Source organism: Mangrovactinospora gilvigrisea (genome assembly GCF_001879105.1).
GTDB lineage: Bacteria > Actinomycetota > Actinomycetes > Streptomycetales > Streptomycetaceae > Mangrovactinospora > Mangrovactinospora gilvigrisea.
In genome coordinates this window covers 1-15,968 of record NZ_MLCF01000011.1, presented here as the reverse complement: position 1 = coordinate 15,968, position 15,968 = coordinate 1, and the positions used below count along the sequence as shown (strand labels likewise).

The window sequence follows — 15,968 nt, the reverse complement described above, 5'->3', positions numbered from 1 at the left end:
GAACCGGAGGGAGACCGGGGTGGCGGGACGACGGGGACGGCCATGGGCCGCGGCGCTGGCCGCGGCCGTGCTGGTGCTGGTGGCGGGGTGCGGGTCCGGCGCGGCCGACCCGCCGGCCAAGGCGGGGCGCTCCGCCTCCGCCCAGGCGTCCGCCAGGCCGAAGCCGCCCGCCCGGCCCGCCGCCAAGCCGCTGCCGGCCGGGCAGCGGGCCCTGCTCGCCAAGGAGGCCCGGGCGATGTACGGCGCCGCGTCGGGCGGCGCCGTCCCCGCCTTCGACCGGCGGCGCACCGCGATCGTCGGGATGGGCGACAGCGAGATGTCCGGCGAGGGCATCGGCGACTACACCCCGTCCACCGACCGCCCCTCCGACGAGTGCCACCGCTCGCCGGCCTCGCTGATCGACCGCACCGGCGCCCGCGTCGACACCGCCGTCAACCTGGCCTGCTCGGGCGCCGCCTCCGCGGACGTCCGGGCCGGCGGCGACGCCCAGTACGCCGATCAGCCCGCGCAGGCCGACCAGTTGGCGGTGCAGGCCCGGCTCACCCGCGTCACCGCGGTCGCCGTGCTGGTCGGCGCCAACGACCTGGACTACGGCGAGGTGATGGCCGACTGCGTCACCCGGCGGCTGCGGCTGGGCCGGCCGTGCGCGAAGACGTACGGGCCGGGCTGGGGCGACCGCGTCTCCGGGGCGATGACGCGGGTGCGCGGGGCGGTGGGCAGCATCCGCGAGGTGATGCGGGACGCGGGGTACCGCGAGGCGGACTACCGGCTGGTCCTGATGAGCTACCCGTCGCCGCTGGGCCCGGGGACGGGCGGCAAGGGGCTGGGCTGCCTGGCGTACCCGTCGGACGGGAGGTGGGCGCGGGACACCGCGGTGCCGGCGCTGGCCCGCGGGTTGCGGGCCGTGGCGGGGGAGACCGGGGCCGGGTTCCTGGATCTGAAGGGGCTGTTCGACGGGCACGAGGCGTGCAGTCCCGCACCGTGGGTGCGGGGGTTGCAGCTGGACCTGGGGGCGGGGAAGAACGCGGTGGCGGGGTCGTTCCACCCGAACGCGGCGGGGCACGGGGTGATGGGGCAGTGCCTGGGTGCGTTCCTGCACGGTGGACGCGCCACCGCGGTGTGCACGGCCAACGGCGTGTCGGTACGCCTCGGGCCGGCGTAGCTCGCTGTTCGCCGCCCTGAACCCCGGCACCCCACCCGGGGAGGGGCGGGGCCGTTCGGCGCTTACTCCTTGAGGGCGGTGGCGAGCTTTTCCAGGTCGGACCAGGACGCCGTGCCGACCACCGCGGTCGTGCCGTGCGGCACCGCGCGGACGAGCCCGCGGTAGCCGTGCTTGCCGCCCGTCCACTTCGTCCAGCTCACGCCGGAGACGTCGACGCTGCCGCCGGCCCTGCCGCCTTGAGTCCGCGACTTGGCGAACTTGGCCGCGTTGCCGCCGCCCTGCTCCACCGCCGCGTACTCCCGGCTGCCGGAGAGGTAGAAGCCCAGGTGCCAGGTCGGCGCGAACGCGGTGTCGCCGCCGTCGCCGCCGTCGCCCCCGTCACCGGCGTCCGTGCCCTTGGCGCTGTACGACACCGAGGTGGCCTTCCACCCGGCCGGCGTCGCCGCGGGCGCCATCAGCGGGTACGGCGCCGCGCGCCGCGCCGAGGAGACCGCGTCCTGGTAGGTCACCGCCGGCGGCCCGCCGTTGTTGCTGCTCCGCGGAACGGCGAAGAACCAGACCGCCACGACGAGGCCCATGACCGCCATGGACAGCACCATGTCGCGGACCCGGAACTGCTTCCTCAGGCCTCGGCCCGAGCTGTTGCCTGCTGATGCCACCCCACCATGGTGGCGCATACGCCCCGTGTCCCCGTCATCGGGCCCCGGTTACCATCCAGTGCAAACCCTCGATCGGACCCTGACACAGGGAGGTACGGTCGCGATGACCGCCACCCCGCCCCACGCAGACCCCCACCGCACCAACCATGAAGTGCCGCCCCAGCTGGAGGTGGGTCCGGAAGCCCCGGACCGCAACCTCGCGCTGGAACTGGTCCGAGTCACCGAGGCGGCCGCCATGGCCGCCGGCCGCTGGGTCGGCCGCGGCGACAAGAACGGCGCGGACGGCGCCGCGGTCAAGGCCATGCGCACCCTCGTCCACACCGTCTCGATGAACGGCGTCGTCGTCATCGGGGAGGGGGAGAAGGACGAGGCGCCGATGCTCTTCAACGGCGAGCGGGTCGGCGACGGCACCGGCGCCGAGTGCGACGTCGCCGTCGACCCCATCGACGGCACCACGCTCACCGCCAAGGGCATGACCGGGGCGCTCGCCGTCCTGGCCGTCGCCGAGCGGGGCGCGATGTTCGACCCGTCCGCGGTCTTCTACATGGAGAAGATCGCCACCGGGCCGCTGGCCGCCGAGTACATCGACATCACCGCTCCGCCCGCGGTCAACGTCCGCCGGGTGGCCAAGGCCAAGGGCGGCACCCCGCAGGACGTCACCGTGGTGGTGCTGGACCGGCCGCGCCACGCCGACCTGGTCAAGGAGATCCGGGCGACCGGCGCGCGCATCAAGTTCATCTCGGACGGCGATGTCGCCGGGGCGATCGAGGCGTGCGACGACTCGACGGGCGTCGACCTGCTCTACGGCATCGGCGGCACCCCCGAGGGCATCATCGCGGCCTGCGCGATCAAGTGCCTGGGCGGGTCGATCCAGGGCCGGCTGTGGCCCAAGGACGACGCCGAGCGGGCGAAGGCGCTGGAGGCCGGCCACGACCTGGACCGCGTGCTCACCACGGACGACCTGGTCCGCGGCGACAACGTGTTCTTCGTCGCCACCGGCATCACCGACGGCGAGCTGCTGCGCGGGGTGCGCTACAGCGCGCAGACCGCGCGCACCAGTTCGCTGGTGATGCGCTCGAAGAGCGGGACGATCCGCCAGGTCGAGGCGACGCACAAGCTGAGCAAGCTGCGCGCCTACAGCTCGGTCGACTTCGACCGCGGGGTCTGACGGGGAGCGGGCCCCGGGCCCGCCGGCCCGCTAGCCCGCGACGCGCTGGCGCGGCAGCGCCCGCTCGGCCTCGCGGCGGCGCCGGCGCGAGAGGACGACGCGCCGCTCGGCCGCCGTGAGGCCGCCCCAGACGCCGTACGGCTCGGGCTGGGCGAGCGCGTGCTCCCTGCACTCCATCAGCACCGGGCAGCGCGCGCAGACCCGCTTGGCGGCCTCCTCACGGGACAGCCGGGCGGCCGTCGGCTCCTTGGACGGTGCGAAGAACAGCGCGGCCTCGTCCCTGCGGCAGGCGGCGGAGCCGTGCCACGGGCCGCCGTCGTCCGGGGAGAGTCGTTCCTGCTGCGGCGGTTGCGGGCCGGCGGCGGGGTTCCTGCAACTGTCGAACGTGGGCGTCCCGATCGAATGCAGCACTGCCTACTCCTGACGACGGCTCCGGCGTGAGCGACATTGCTCCAAGCACTACCCGCCGGATCGCCCCGTCATGCGCCGTCGATCAAGAAGCCCCGCCCGAACGGGGTTTGACGGACCGTCAGACGCCGCCCCGGCCCCACCGCTCCGCGTGCTTCTCCCACTTGAGCGCGGCCTTCTCCGCGTGCCGCTCCGCGCGCTCGGCGAGCTTCTTCGCCCGCGACTTCCGGCGCTTCGCCGAAACGCCCCCGAACAGCGCGAACCCGGTGATGTTGACCACCGGTGCGTTGGGGTCGTCGGACTCGTGCTCGTCGATGTCGAAGCCGCCGAAGATGCCGACGCCGTGGCCGCGCACCGTGACGTTCTCGGGGAGCTTGATGTCGGCGCCGCCGAAGACCGCCACCATGTTGAGGGTGATCTCGCGGTGCTCGAAGACGGCCTCGGTGAGGTCGAGGTCGAAGCCGCCGAACATCATGAAGCCGTCGACCCGCTCGGGGACGTTCCACCGCCCCTTGCGGTTGATCCCGCTGAAGACGGCGACGAGTTGGCGGGAGAACTGCCGGGCCGGCGGGCGGCCGTCGTCGCTCGTCCGGGGCTCCTTGTCGAAGGAGACGGACGGCGCCGGCGGCGCGGGTACCCCGTGCACCCCGGGCAGGTCGCGCACCAGGGGCTGGAGTTCTCCGACGGTCTTCGCGGCGTAGACGGCGTCGATGCGCTGGCCGTGCTCCTCGGCGGTCAGCCGGCCCTCGGCCATGGCCTCGCGCAGGATCTCGGCGTAGCGGTCTCGTTCGGCGTCGGACGCGCGCATCTCCGCCGCGGGCGCCGGCCCGGGACGGTGCGCGGGGTCGTGAGAGGGGCGCTTGTCGAGCGACGATGACTCATCCACATGTTCACGATATAGCGCAAGTTCCCCCGGGCCCAGCGTCTCCGGGAGACTTGGGGGATCTACCCTGGTTGCCGGTCCCCGCGACCGGCGGATCCCGCCGCGGATCCGCAGTACCCCGCAGCCCCCCACACGCGCTCAGGAGCCGAGGAAGCCTCATGGCCGCATCGCCCGCATTCGCCTACACCGACCTGCTCCCCACCGGCGCCGACCCGACGCCCTACCGGCTGCTGACCACCGAGGGGGTCTCGGTCGTCGAGGCGGCCGGGCGGAAGTTCCTGCAGGTCGAGCCGGAGGCACTGCGGCTCCTCACCGAGACCGCGATCCACGACATCTCGCACATGCTGCGTCCGGCGCACCTCGCCCAGCTGCGCAAGATCCTCGACGACCCGGAGGCCTCGGCCAACGACCGGTTCGTCGCGCTGGACCTGCTGAAGAACGCCAACATCGCGGCGGCCGGGGTGCTCCCGATGTGCCAGGACACCGGCACGGCGATCGTGATGGGCAAGCGCGGGCAGAACGTGCTGACGGCGGGCGGCGACGAGGAGGCCGTCTCGCGCGGCGTCTTCGACGCCTACACCAAGCTGAACCTGCGCTACTCCCAGATGGCGCCGCTGACCATGTGGGACGAGAAGAACACCGGCTCCAACCTGCCGGCGCAGATCGAGCTCTACGCCACCGACGGCGACGCCTACAAGTTCCTGTTCATGGCGAAGGGCGGCGGCAGCGCCAACAAGTCGTTCCTGTACCAGGAGACGAAGGCCGTCCTCAACGAGAAGTCGATGCTCTCCTTCCTGGAGGAGAAGATCCGCTCCCTGGGCACGGCGGCCTGCCCGCCGTACCACCTGGCGATCGTGGTCGGCGGCACCAGCGCCGAGTTCGCCATGAAGACCGCCAAGTACGCCTCCGCGCACTACCTGGACGAGCTGCCGAAGGAGGGCTCGCCGACCGGGCACGGCTTCCGGGACGTGGAGCTGGAGCAGCAGGTCTTCGAGCTGACGCAGAAGATCGGCATCGGCGCGCAGTTCGGCGGCAAGTACTTCTGCCACGACGTGCGGGTGGTGCGGCTGCCGCGGCACGGCGCGTCCTGCCCGGTGGCGATCGCGGTGTCCTGCTCGGCCGACCGGCAGGCGCTGGGGAAGATCACGCCGGAGGGCGTCTTCCTGGAGCAGCTGGAGACGGACCCGGCGAAGTACCTGCCGGAGACGACCGAGCAGGAGCTGATCGCGGGCGCGGGCGCCAGCACCGAGGGCGCGGTGCGGATCGACCTCAACCGGCCGATGGACGAGATCCGCGCGGAGCTCTCCAAGCACCCGGTGAAGACCCGGCTCTCGCTGACCGGCCCGCTGGTGGTGGCCCGCGACATCGCGCACGCGAAGATCAAGGAGCGGCTGGACGCGGGCGAGGGGATGCCGCAGTACCTGCGCGACCACGCGGTGTACTACGCGGGCCCGGCGAAGACGCCGGAGGGCTACGCGTCCGGCTCCTTCGGCCCGACGACGGCGGGGCGGATGGACTCCTACGTGGCCCAGTTCCAGGCGGCCGGCGGGTCGTTCGTGATGCTGGCGAAGGGCAACCGCTCGGCGCAGGTGACGAAGGCGTGCGCGGAGCACGGCGGGTTCTACCTGGGGTCGATCGGGGGGCCGGCGGCGCGGCTGGCGCAGGACTGCATCAAGAAGGTGGACGTCCTGGAGTACGCGGAGCTGGGCATGGAGGCGGTCTGGAAGATCGAGGTCGAGGACTTCCCCGCGTTCGTCGTCGTGGACGACAAGGGGAACGACTTCTTCGCGGACCCGGCGCCGTCCACGCCGACGTTCACCTCCATCCCGGTCCGCAAGTAGGAAACCGCCCCGGCGCCCCGCGGACGGCGAAGCCGTCCGGGTGGGGTGCCGGGGCGGAGGGGGGCGAACAGAGGCCACGGGCGGCCGCGTGGTGCTACTCGACCTCGCCCTCCTCCGCCTCCAGCACGGCGTTCAGCCGGGCCCGCGCGCCGTCGAGCCACCGCTGGCACACCGCCGCCAGCTCCTCGCCGCGCTCCCACAGCGCCAGCGACTCCTCCAGGGAGCCGCCGCCCGTCTCCAACTTCCGCACCACCTCGACGAGTTCGTCCCGCGCCTGCTCGTAGCCCAGCGTGTCCTGCGTGCCCTGCGTGCCCTGCGTGCCTGCGTCGCTCACTTGCCCTCCACCTTCACCTTGAACTCGCCCTCGGCGACCCGCGCGCGCAGCGCGTCGCCCACCGCCACCTCGTCCGCGGCGCGGACCACCCCGCCGTCCTCCGCCTGCAGCACCGCGTACCCGCGCTTGAGCGTCGCCGCGGGCGACAGCGCCAGCACCCGGGCCCGCACATGCTCCAGCTCGGACGCGGCCCGCTCCAGGCGGTGGTCGAAGACCCGCCGCGCCCGCTCGACGAACCCGCGCACCTCCGCCTCCCGCTCCTCCACCATCCGCAGCGGCGCCGCCAGCACCGGCCGCGTCCGCACCCCGTCGAGGCCGGCCTGCTCCCGCTCGATCCGGGCGGCGACCGCCCGCCGGGCCCGCTCGCGGGCCTGGGCGACCCCGGCCAGCTCCTCGCCGACGTCCGGGACGATCCGCTTCGCCGCGTCCGTCGGCGTCGACGCCCGCACGTCCGCGACCAGGTCGAGCAGCGGGGCGTCCGGCTCGTGCCCGATCGCCGAGACGACCGGCGTGGACGCGGCCGCCACCGCCCGCATCAACTGCTCGTCGGAGAACGGCAGCAGATCCTCGACGCTGCCGCCGCCGCGGGCGACGACGATGACGTCCACCTCCGGGTGCGCGTCCAGCTCCTGGAGCGCGCCGATCACCTCGGCGACCGCGTGCACCCCCTGGACGGCGACCTCCCGCACCTCGAACCGCACCGCCGGCCACCGCTTGCGGGCGTTCTCCAGCACATCCCGCTCGGCCGCCGAGGCGCGCCCGCAGACGAGGCCGATCAGCTGCGGCAGGAACGGCGGGCGGCGCTTGCGGTCGGCGTCGAAGAGGCCCTCGCCGGCGAGCCGGCGGCGCAGCCGCTCCAGCCGGGCCAGCAGGTCACCGACGCCGACCGGGCGGATCTCCCTGGCCCGCAGCGAGAGTTGGCCGGTGCCCTGGTACCAGTTGGGGCGGGCGGCGACCACCACCCGGGTGCCCTCCGTGACGGTGTCGGCGACCGCGTCGAAGACGGCGCGGAAGCACGTCACCGTCATCGAGACGTTCGCCGAGGCGTCGCGGAGCTGCATGAAGACCACGCCCGCGCCGGGCCGCCGGCTGATCTGCACCAGCTGGCCCTCCACCCACACCTCGCCGAGCCGGTCGATCCAGGCGCCGATCCGCCGGGTCACCTCGGCGACCGGCATCGGCTCCTCGGGGGACGTGCTGTTGGCCATGCGTGCAGGCTACTGGTCCGCGCCGACGTTCCCGTCCCGGCGCGACCCCGCCCGCGCGGTCTGGACGCCGAGCACGATCAGGCCGAGGACCAGCCAGGCGAGGCCGACCCACTGCGCGGCGCGGTTCGCCTCCACGATGATCCACACGGTGACGGCGGCGCCGATCACCGGCACCACCACGTGCTGCAGCGGCCGCACGGCCGCGTCCCCGCCCCGCTTCCTGACGGCGTACCAGCCGACCACCGAGGCGTGCAGCAGCGTGAACCCGCAGAGCGCGCCGACGTTCACCACCGAGCTGAGCTGGTCGAGGCCGTCGTCCCGGGTGGCCGCCCAAATCGCCGCGGCGCAGGTGATCACCGCGGAGAGCAGCAGCGTGCGGCGCGGCACCCCGGCCTGCGCGTCCAGATGGCCGAGCATCCGCGGCAGCCGGCGGCGGCGGGCCATGGCGAAGAGCAGCCGCCCGGCCGCGGCCTGCGCGGTGAGCGCCGAGAAGGACGCGCCGAGCGCCTTGGCGAGCGTCATCAGCACCTGCATCCAGTGGCCGATGGTGTGGTCCACCGAGGTGTAGAAGATCGAGCCCTGGTCGGCCGGGTGCGCGGCCAGCTGCGCCGGCGTCTCGGTGGTGAGCATCGAGCCCAGCCAGGTCTGGACGACGAAGAGCGCCGCCGTCACCAGCAGGCACACCAGCAGCGCGCGGCCCACCCGGGCGGAGGGCCCCTCGTGCTCCTCGGCGAACGAGGCGATGGCGTCGAAACCCAGATAGGACAGCACGGCCACCGAGACGGCGCCCATCACCGCGCCCAGCGCGAACCCCGAGGTGCCGTGGAGCGGGCTGTCCCAGGGGCGTGCTGCGCCGTGCTGCGCCAGCCAGACCACCGCGGCCACCACGAAGATCGCCAGCACCACCACCTCGAAGGCCACCACCAGGAACGACACCCGGGCGGCGATCCGCACCCCGAGCATGTTCAGCAGCGTGGTGACGACCAGCGCCAGCGCCGCCCACACCCACCGCGACACCGAGGGGACCAGCGAGTTCAGCGCGATGCCGGTGAAGGTGTAGGCGACGGCCGGGATCAGCACGTAGTCGAGCATCACCATCCAGCCGGCCATGAAGCCCGGCCCCTCGCCCAGCCCGGCGCGGGCGTAGGAGAAGACCGAGCCGGCGCGCGGCACCACCCGCACCATCTGGGTGTAGGAGAACGCGGTGAGGCCCATCGCCACGGTGGCGATCAGGTAGACCAGGACGACGGCGCCGCCGCTCTTGGCGTCCAGCACGCCGAAGATCCCGACGGGGGCCATCGGGCCGATGAAGACGATGCCGTAGACCATCAGGTCGCGGAAGGTGAGGGTGCGTCGGAAGCCGGGCTCGGACTCCGATGCCGGGGTCTGCGGGGGTGCGGTGCTCATGGGGGCCGCCTCGGGGCGCGCGGGGGGTATGGGACGGTGATCATTAGGCAGCATCATCCCCAGAGCCGACGGAGGCATTCCGAGATGGCCGATTACCGCGTGGAAACCACTCGTGACGGTTACCGGCGCTGGACCGCGCGCAACGACCGGGGCGCCGAGGTCCGCATCGCCGCGGCGGACGACGACGGCGCGCAGCCCTCCTTCACCCCGGTCGAGCTGCTGCTGGCGGCGTTCGGCGGCTGCGGCGGCCTGGTGGTGGACCGCACCGCCCGCGCGGTCGAGCACGACGGGCTGTCGATCACCGTGGAGTCGCAGGAGCACCCGGAGGACCCCTCGCGGGTCGGCACGGTGCGCGTCACCTACTCGGTGGACCTCCCGGCGGACGCCAACGGGGGGAAGGCCGAGGAGGTGTTCGCCCGCGCGGTGCGGCTCACCCATGAGAGGTACTGCACCGTCAGCCGCACCGTGGAGCACGGCGTCCGGGTCGAGGCGGTCCTCCCGTCCGGCGAGACCGGCTTCGCGGCGGGCCCTCCGCTGGGGTGATCCGGCCGGCCCCCCGCTGGGGTGATCCGGGAGCCGCGGGCGGTGTGCCTACCATGGGAGGCATGTCGACTACCACCGCCCGCCGCGTCCTGCTCGCCGCCCCGCGTGGGTACTGCGCGGGCGTCGATCGCGCCGTCATCGCCGTCGAGAAGGCCCTGGAGCAGTACGGGGCGCCGATCTACGTGCGCAAGGAGATCGTCCACAACAAGTACGTGGTCCAGACGCTGGAGAAGAAGGGCGCGATCTTCGTCGACGAGACGGAGGAGGTCCCCGAGGACTCCATCGTGGTCTTCTCCGCGCACGGCGTCGCCCCCGTCGTCCACGAGGAGGCCGCCGACCGGCGGCTGCGCTCGATCGACGCCACCTGCCCGCTGGTGACCAAGGTGCACCGCGAGGCGGTGCGCTTCGCCGACGAGGACTACGACATCCTGCTCATCGGCCACGAGGGCCACGAGGAGGTCGTCGGCACGATGGGCGAGGCGCCGGAGCGGATCCACCTGGTGGACGGGCCGGAGGACGTCGCCAACGTCAAGGTGCGCGACCCCGAGAAGGTCGTCTGGCTCTCCCAGACGACGCTGTCGGTGGACGAGACCAAGGAGACGGCGGCCGCGCTCAAGGAGCGCTTCCCGCACATGATCGACCCGCCGTCGGACGACATCTGCTACGCCACCCAGAACCGCCAGCAGGCCGTCAAGGAGATCGCGAAGGAGGCGGAGCTGGTCATCGTCGTCGGCTCGCGCAACTCCTCCAACTCCAAGCGGCTGGTGGAGGTGGCGAAGGAGAACGGCTCGCGGGACGCGCGGCTCGTCGACTTCGCCGACGAGATCGACGAGGCCTGGCTGGAGGGCGTCTCCACGGTGGGCCTGACCAGCGGCGCGTCGGTGCCGGAGATCCTCGTCCAGGGCGTCGTGGAGTGGCTCGCCGAGCGCGGTTACGCGGATGTGTCCGTCCACACCTCGACGGAGGAGCACATCCAGTTCTCCCTCCCCAAGGAGCTCCGGCGCGATCTGCGCTCCTGAGCCTCGGGGCGGTTGCGGGCGCTGTTCCGCCGCGGGCCGGCTGTGCTCAGCCGGGCGCCGACGCTGCTTTCCCGGCCTGCGCCGGCGTCGCCGCACCCCAGCCCGCCGGCGTGCTGGAGATCGTCATCGGGTGGTTGGTGACTGCGTAGAGCACCATGCGCGGCGAAGGGGCGTAGCCCCCGTACCGCGAGCGCAGCACGTACGTCGCCGTCTGCCCCGGCGCCAGCCGCGCCGGGCCCGCGTCCTGGCGCCAGTAGTTGGAGAGCCCGTCGGAGAGCGACAGCGCGAACTTGGGGCTCAGCGTCTCGCCGCTGCGGTTGGTGAGGCGCATCGTCACCCCGTCCAACTCCGCGCCGCGCGCGGCGAAGTGCCGGGCCGTCACCGCCATCGCGAACGGCGCCGGGGTGGCCAGCGCGACGCCCAGGCAGGACGCCGCCGCGGCCAGCAGCACCGCGGGCAGCGCGAACCGCGCCCGCCGCGGCCACCGCAGCTGCGCCGCCCCGGCGAAGGACGCCGGCGAGGTGGTGCCCAGGGCGACCACCCACAGCGGCGTCATCATCGTGTAGTAGCTGTCCTGGGAGCGCGTGGAGAGGTAGAACGCGCACCACGGCAGGATCGCGGCGGCCGGGCCCAGCCGGCGGAAGCAGACCGCGTAGAGCGCCAGCAGCCCGGCGTAGAGCAGCAGGGTGGCGTAGCTGAAGAAGTCCACCGCGCCGCTGCCGCCGACGAAGTAGTACGAGATGTCGATGAGGCCCTGCCCGTGCGGCACCGAGTGGTCGGTGAGCGGCAGCAGGATCGCCTCCCACCAGGCCGCCGGATCGCGCACCGCGAAGAAGGCGTTGATCGCGGCGAACGCGGCGAACGCCAGGCCCAGGTAGCGGGCCGCCACCGTGACGGCCTGCCGGGCGGGCATCTCCCCGAGGCGCATCAGCAGGATGCCGACGACCAGGAACGGCGTCAGGAACCAGGCCATCTGCTGGGTGGCGCAGGCCGCGCCGAGCAGCAGCGCCGCGGTGACACCGCGCCGGCCGAGTCTGCCGCTCGCCCCGGTGCGGTGCCAGCTCGCCACCACGGGCACCAGCAGGGCGACGGCGATCACCGCCGGATAGCCGTCCCGGGCGTAGTTGAGGACGTGGTCGAGGCCGATGCCGACCAGCACCGCGGCCGGCCGCACCGGCGCCGGCAGCAGCAGCCAGGCGGCGATCACGCCGAGCAGGAATACCGCGGTGGCGGTGACCGTGGCGGCCATCGCGGCGGGCACCCCGGCCGCCGTCGCGGCCGCGGCGAGCAGCACCGACAGCGGCGGGTAGTCGTAGCCGTAGACGACCTGGCCGCCCATGGTCTTGGTGGCGCCGACCCGCGGCCCGCCGAAGATCTGCGGCCAGTCGACGCCGTAGACCCGGTGCCCGGCGAGCAGCTCGTGGGCGGCCTGGGTGGTGAGCGCCCCCTCGTCGGTGAAGGAGTGCTGCACCACGAACCCGGCGAGCGCCAGCACCACCGCGACACCCAGCACCGCGAGGTCGAGGCGGCCCAGGCCGCGGCGGGTGCGGGCGACGGCGGCGAGGACGCCGAGCAGCACCAGCGTCCCGTAGCCGGCCATGCAGACGGCGGCGTCCCAGGGGACGCTGTCCAGCGCCTCGGACCAGAAGAGCCCGAGCATGGTGAAGAGGCTGACGACGGCCAGCACGCTGAGGCAGCGGTGGGCGAGTGACGGCGCGTCGGGGGACGCCTCGTCCGCCGCGGCCGCGTCCTTCGCCGATCCGGTGGTCATGGAGCCGGACATCGGCATCCCTCCTCGCGTCTTGCCGTGCTGCCCCTGAGTGAGGTGCTGGGGCGGTGCCGGGGTTGGCGGTGCGACGGAACCCAGACGGAGTTCACAGGGCTGTGGACGGCCGTTCGACAGGCGAGGGCCGCCGGGACGGCCGCCGCTTGGCGGCCGGGAATGGGCGGACCGGGCGGCCCTTGGGTAGATTCCAGGGCGTGGCAGAACACGCGCTCGGTATCGATATCGGCGGCTCCGGCATCAAGGGCGCCCCGGTCGACCTGACGACCGGTGAGCTCACCCGCGAGCGGGTCCGCATCCCGACCCCCCAACCGTCCCGGCCGCACGACGTCGCGGACGTCGTCCGGCAGCTCTGCGAGGAGTTCGCGTGGACGGGCCCGGTGGGCATCACGTTCCCGGCCGTGGTGCTCGACGGGCACACCATGTCGGCGGCCAACGTCGACAAGCACTGGATCGGCACGGACGCCCGCGGCCTCTTCGCGAAGACGACGGGCCTGCCCTGCGAGGTGGTCAACGACGCGGACGCCGCCGGGATGGCCGAGGTGGCGCACGGCGCCGCCCGGGGGGCGGGCGGCGTGGTGCTGCTGCTCACCTTCGGGACGGGCATCGGCAGCGCGCTCTTCACCAACGGCCAGCTCGTCCCGAACACCGAGTTCGGGCACATCGAGCTGCGCGGCAAGGACGCCGAGAAGCGGGCGTCCTCCGCGGCCAAGGAGGAGCACGATCTGAGCTGGCACGAGTGGGCCGGCCGGGTCGAGGAGTACCTGCTGGAGATGGAGAAGCTGCTGTCGCCGGAGCTGTTCGTGGTCGGCGGCGGGGTGAGCAAGAAGTCGGAGAAGTTCCTGCCGCTGATGACCAAGGTGCGGGCACGGGTGGTGCCGGCGGCGATGCGGAACAACGCCGGGATCGTGGGCGCGGCACTTGCGGCGCCGGGGCCGAACGGCCCGATGTGGCGGGAGCACCTGGAGGAGGGGACGGGCCCGTCGAAGTCGGCCTGACGGCCGCTCAGCGGCGGGCGCCGGTCTTTCCGGTCCGGGTCTTCGGACCCTTCCGGGGGCCGGCCTTGGCGGAGCCGGCGCGGCGCGGGCGGAGCGCGAACCGGGCCAGCACGACGGCGCCGGCCAGCGCGGTGCCGAGGAAGAGCCACGGCGCCCCGGCGGAGAGCATGGCCAGCACGGCGACGGCGTTGTTGCCCCGGGCCTGGCCCGTCTGACCGAGGATCCCCGCGGAGCAGATCAGCGCGGCCGCGAAGGCGAGCGGCGCGCTGATCGGGGCGGCCAGCAGGTCGGTGCGGCGCACATGGAGCGCGCCGACGGCGCAGGCGCCGAGGAAGACCAGCTCGAAGAGCGATCCCGGGCCGCCGCGCATCGCGCCCTCCAGGACGGCGGCGCCCAGCACGGGCGCGCCCATCACGACGCCGACGCCCAGCGGGGTGAGGGTGCCGCGGCGCTTGAGCTGCCGCAGCAGGCGCCCGGGCAGGGCGGTGCCGCGGCCCTGGGCGGCGTCGGGGTTCCGGCGGTCCTCGCGGTCGCCGCGTTCGCGCTCGGGGCGGCCGGTGGCGCGCATGTTTCGCTCCGGGGGCCTGCGGCCCGAGGGGACGGAGGGCCGGTTGTCGGCTCTGGTACGGGTGCTTCGCTCCACCTGATCAAGGTAGGAGGTGAGGCGGCGTCAGGAGTCGGGGACACGCGGGTGTGTGGGACAAAAGCAATAAATGACAAGGATGGGGGAACGGGGGCGGGGGTGGCGGTGGTGTAGGCCAAGGGATGGTCAAGAGCCGCGTCTTTCGCCTACCGGGAACATGGATGGACCTTGGTCCGTTGGATTCTGTGAAAGGTAAAATGTTGGTATAGCGCATTGATGCAGTGCGAACACTGCGACCTCGGACCTCCGGGAAGGCCATGAACACCTCACGCAGAGCACGAACCCTTGCCGCGGCCCTGCTGCTCACGGTGCTGGCGCCGGCCGTGGCCGGCCTCGCCGCGGCCGGTCCGGCGTCCGCCGCGACCTCGGCGTCCGCCGCCGCGTCCACCTCGACCGAGGCGGGGACGGGGATCGAGGCGGCCGCGGCCGCCCTGAAGAAGGGCCCCGTCTACGTCGACCCGCGGGCCCGCGCGGCGCTCTCCGCGGCCGACGCGAAGGCGCTCGCCGCGAAGATCGAGGACAAGGGGAAGCCGGTCTTCGTCGCCGTCGTCCCGGCCGCCGACGAGTACCCGGCCGACTCGCTGCTGCGCAGCCTGCGCTCCGCGGTCGGCGTCTCCGGCGTCTACGCGGTGGTCCGCGGGGACCGGTTCGACGCGGCGGCCGACGCCCGGGTGATGTCCCCGATGTCCGTCCGCAACCTCGGGCAGCTCGCCCAGGACACCCACCCGGGCGACGCCGGCGCGCAGCTGGAGTCGTTCGTCGGCAAGGCCGTCGAGCAGGCCCGCGGCCGGGCGTCCGGCTCCTGGGCGGGCGGCGGCGGGGACGGCCTCGGCACCGGCGCGCTGATCGGCACCGGCGCGGTGCTGGTGGCGGCGGGCGGCGGCGCGGTCGCGCTGCGGCGCTCGGCGCGGCGGCGGGCGGAGCGCCAGGAGCGGGAGCAGCTGGAGCAGCTGCGGACGGTGGTGGACGAGGACATCACCGCCTTCGGCGAGGAGCTGGACCGCCTGGACTTCCACCCCGCCGAGGACGGCGCGACGGACGCGATGCGCGAGGACTACGGCACGGCGCTGGACGCGTACGAGGACGCCAAGCGGAAGATGGCGGCGGCGCGCCGGCCGGGGGACGTCAAGCCGGTCACCGAGTCGCTGCAGGATGGGCGGTTCGCGCTCGCCGCGCTGGACGCCCGGCGCGAGGGGCGGGCGCTGCCGGAGCGGCGGATGCCGTGCTTCTTCGACCCGCGGCACGGGCCGTCCGTCCGGGACGTCGCGTGGGCGCCGGCGGGCGGCGCCGTCCGCGAGGTGCCGGCGTGCGCGGCGGACGCGGCGCGGGTCGCCTCCGGCGCGGACCCGGAGATGCGCACCGTCCAGACCGAGAACGGCCCCCAGCCCTACTGGAACGCCGGCCCGGCGTACACCCCGTGGGCGGGCGGCTACTTCGGCGGCATGCTCCCCGGCTTCCTGATGGGCACCATGCTCGGCCACATGATGGCGGGCCCCGCGATGTGGGGCGGAGCCGACACCGGAGCCGAAGGCGGCGACTTCACCGGCGGAGACTTCGACGGCGGCGACTTCGGAGGCTTCGGAGGCGGCTTCGGCGACCTGTAGCCCCGGCGGCGCCCCGGCGGCGCCCCGGCCCCGGCCGGACGGGCGCAAGGCTCCCGAAGGGGCACAGCACACCGGGCCCTCAGTCCACGGCCCGGGCCGTTTCTGACGCCCCGTCCGGTCCGGGTTGCCCTGGCGTCGCCGGCCGAGTGGTGGCTCTTGCCGGCGGCGGCAAGGGGGCGGGAACCGCCGCTGACGGATTGCGGGCGCGGTCGGCCGGTCGGTCCTCCGGCCGCTGCCCGGGTCGCTTCTGACGCCCCGTCCGGTCCGGGTTGCCCTGGCGTCGCCGGCCGAGTGGTGGCTCTTGCCGG

Annotated in this window: 15 protein-coding genes; 7 read left to right on the top strand and 8 right to left on the bottom strand. The window is 73.8% G+C overall.

The window, feature by feature from the left end:
- The first annotated feature begins 19 nt into the window (after positions 1 to 19).
- Positions 20 to 1,162, top strand: a complete 1,143-nt coding sequence (locus BIV57_RS03525) for a GDSL-type esterase/lipase family protein (protein ID WP_175548646.1) — start codon at positions 20 to 22, stop codon at positions 1,160 to 1,162.
- Positions 1,163 to 1,224: 62 nt separating this feature from the next.
- On the opposite strand, the gene BIV57_RS03520 is transcribed toward BIV57_RS03525, so the two are convergent.
- Positions 1,225 to 1,821: a DUF4245 domain-containing protein gene (locus BIV57_RS03520; RefSeq protein WP_175548645.1), complete on the bottom strand. Its 597-nt coding sequence runs from the start codon at positions 1,819 to 1,821 to the stop codon at positions 1,225 to 1,227.
- Positions 1,822 to 1,924: 103 nt separating this feature from the next.
- On the opposite strand from BIV57_RS03520, the gene glpX reads away from it, so the two are divergent.
- The gene (gene glpX / locus BIV57_RS03515; protein ID WP_071655138.1) at positions 1,925 to 2,989 is read left to right on the top strand and encodes a class II fructose-bisphosphatase; all 1,065 of its coding nucleotides are present in this window, start codon (positions 1,925 to 1,927) and stop codon (positions 2,987 to 2,989) included.
- A 30-nt stretch (positions 2,990 to 3,019) separates the two neighbouring features.
- Here glpX and BIV57_RS03510 read toward each other — a convergent pair whose 3' ends face one another.
- On the bottom strand, positions 3,020 to 3,397 hold the full coding sequence (locus BIV57_RS03510; protein WP_419185683.1) for a WhiB family transcriptional regulator: 378 nt from the start codon (positions 3,395 to 3,397) through the stop codon (positions 3,020 to 3,022).
- 121 nt (positions 3,398 to 3,518) lie between these two features.
- Positions 3,519 to 4,283 (bottom strand): DUF1707 SHOCT-like domain-containing protein, encoded by a 765-nt coding sequence (locus tag BIV57_RS03505; protein WP_336445216.1) that lies wholly within the window; start codon positions 4,281 to 4,283, stop codon positions 3,519 to 3,521.
- 155 nt (positions 4,284 to 4,438) lie between these two features.
- Here BIV57_RS03505 and BIV57_RS03500 point away from each other — a divergent pair, with 155 nt between their 5' ends.
- Entirely contained in the window at positions 4,439 to 6,121 is a 1,683-nt protein-coding gene (locus BIV57_RS03500; protein WP_071655136.1) for a fumarate hydratase, read from the top strand.
- 94 nt (positions 6,122 to 6,215) lie between these two features.
- On the opposite strand, the gene BIV57_RS03495 is transcribed toward BIV57_RS03500, so the two are convergent.
- The 3 genes from BIV57_RS03495 to BIV57_RS03485 are packed head-to-tail and all read right to left on the bottom strand — an operon-like array spanning position 6,216 to position 9,070.
- Complete coding sequence (locus BIV57_RS03495) at positions 6,216 to 6,455, bottom strand: exodeoxyribonuclease VII small subunit (protein ID WP_071655135.1); 240 nt, start codon at positions 6,453 to 6,455, stop codon at positions 6,216 to 6,218.
- Positions 6,452 to 7,663 carry an exodeoxyribonuclease VII large subunit gene (xseA, locus tag BIV57_RS03490; protein WP_071655134.1) on the bottom strand — a complete coding sequence of 404 codons (1,212 nt, stop codon included), beginning with the start codon at positions 7,661 to 7,663 and terminating at the stop codon, positions 6,452 to 6,454. Before xseA ends, BIV57_RS03495 begins: the two co-directional genes overlap by 4 nt.
- Before the next feature lie 9 nt (positions 7,664 to 7,672).
- Positions 7,673 to 9,070, bottom strand: a complete 1,398-nt coding sequence (locus BIV57_RS03485; RefSeq protein ID WP_071655133.1) for an APC family permease — start codon at positions 9,068 to 9,070, stop codon at positions 7,673 to 7,675.
- An 84-nt stretch (positions 9,071 to 9,154) separates the two neighbouring features.
- On the opposite strand from BIV57_RS03485, the gene BIV57_RS03480 reads away from it, so the two are divergent.
- On the top strand, positions 9,155 to 9,613 hold the full coding sequence (locus BIV57_RS03480) for an OsmC family protein (protein WP_071655132.1): 459 nt from the start codon (positions 9,155 to 9,157) through the stop codon (positions 9,611 to 9,613).
- Positions 9,614 to 9,666: 53 nt separating this feature from the next.
- Positions 9,667 to 10,632 carry a 4-hydroxy-3-methylbut-2-enyl diphosphate reductase gene (locus BIV57_RS03475; protein WP_071655131.1) on the top strand — a complete coding sequence of 322 codons (966 nt, stop codon included), beginning with the start codon at positions 9,667 to 9,669 and terminating at the stop codon, positions 10,630 to 10,632.
- Positions 10,633 to 10,678: 46 nt separating this feature from the next.
- Here the strand turns inward: BIV57_RS03475 and BIV57_RS03470 are convergent, their stop codons facing one another.
- Complete coding sequence (locus BIV57_RS03470; RefSeq protein ID WP_071655130.1) at positions 10,679 to 12,415, bottom strand: hypothetical protein; 1,737 nt, start codon at positions 12,413 to 12,415, stop codon at positions 10,679 to 10,681.
- Between the two features lie 197 nt (positions 12,416 to 12,612).
- Between BIV57_RS03470 and ppgK the strand changes: the two genes are divergently transcribed.
- Complete coding sequence (gene ppgK / locus BIV57_RS03465) at positions 12,613 to 13,413, top strand: polyphosphate--glucose phosphotransferase (protein WP_079169970.1); 801 nt, start codon at positions 12,613 to 12,615, stop codon at positions 13,411 to 13,413.
- A gap of 7 nt (positions 13,414 to 13,420) precedes the next feature.
- Here the strand turns inward: ppgK and BIV57_RS03460 are convergent, their stop codons facing one another.
- The gene (locus BIV57_RS03460) at positions 13,421 to 13,981 is read right to left on the bottom strand and encodes a DUF6542 domain-containing protein (protein WP_071655129.1); all 561 of its coding nucleotides are present in this window, start codon (positions 13,979 to 13,981) and stop codon (positions 13,421 to 13,423) included.
- A gap of 332 nt (positions 13,982 to 14,313) precedes the next feature.
- Here BIV57_RS03460 and BIV57_RS03455 point away from each other — a divergent pair, with 332 nt between their 5' ends.
- Positions 14,314 to 15,660 carry a hypothetical protein gene (locus tag BIV57_RS03455; protein ID WP_071655128.1) on the top strand — a complete coding sequence of 449 codons (1,347 nt, stop codon included), beginning with the start codon at positions 14,314 to 14,316 and terminating at the stop codon, positions 15,658 to 15,660.
- Positions 15,661 to 15,968: the final 308 nt, after the last annotated feature.

Coding starts and splice junctions, on each gene's coding strand:
- BIV57_RS03455 (WP_071655128.1), top strand. CDS start 14,314: ATGAACACCTCACGCAGAGCACGAACCCTTGCCGCGGCCCTGCTGCTC.
- BIV57_RS03485 (WP_071655133.1), bottom strand. CDS start 9,070: ATGAGCACCGCACCCCCGCAGACCCCGGCATCGGAGTCCGAGCCCGGC.
- BIV57_RS03460 (WP_071655129.1), bottom strand. CDS start 13,981: ATGCGCGCCACCGGCCGCCCCGAGCGCGAACGCGGCGACCGCGAGGAC.
- BIV57_RS03480 (WP_071655132.1), top strand. CDS start 9,155: ATGGCCGATTACCGCGTGGAAACCACTCGTGACGGTTACCGGCGCTGG.
- BIV57_RS03475 (WP_071655131.1), top strand. CDS start 9,667: ATGGGAGGCATGTCGACTACCACCGCCCGCCGCGTCCTGCTCGCCGCC.
- xseA (WP_071655134.1), bottom strand. CDS start 7,663: ATGGCCAACAGCACGTCCCCCGAGGAGCCGATGCCGGTCGCCGAGGTG.
- glpX (WP_071655138.1), top strand. CDS start 1,925: ATGACCGCCACCCCGCCCCACGCAGACCCCCACCGCACCAACCATGAA.
- BIV57_RS03500 (WP_071655136.1), top strand. CDS start 4,439: ATGGCCGCATCGCCCGCATTCGCCTACACCGACCTGCTCCCCACCGGC.
- BIV57_RS03470 (WP_071655130.1), bottom strand. CDS start 12,415: ATGTCCGGCTCCATGACCACCGGATCGGCGAAGGACGCGGCCGCGGCG.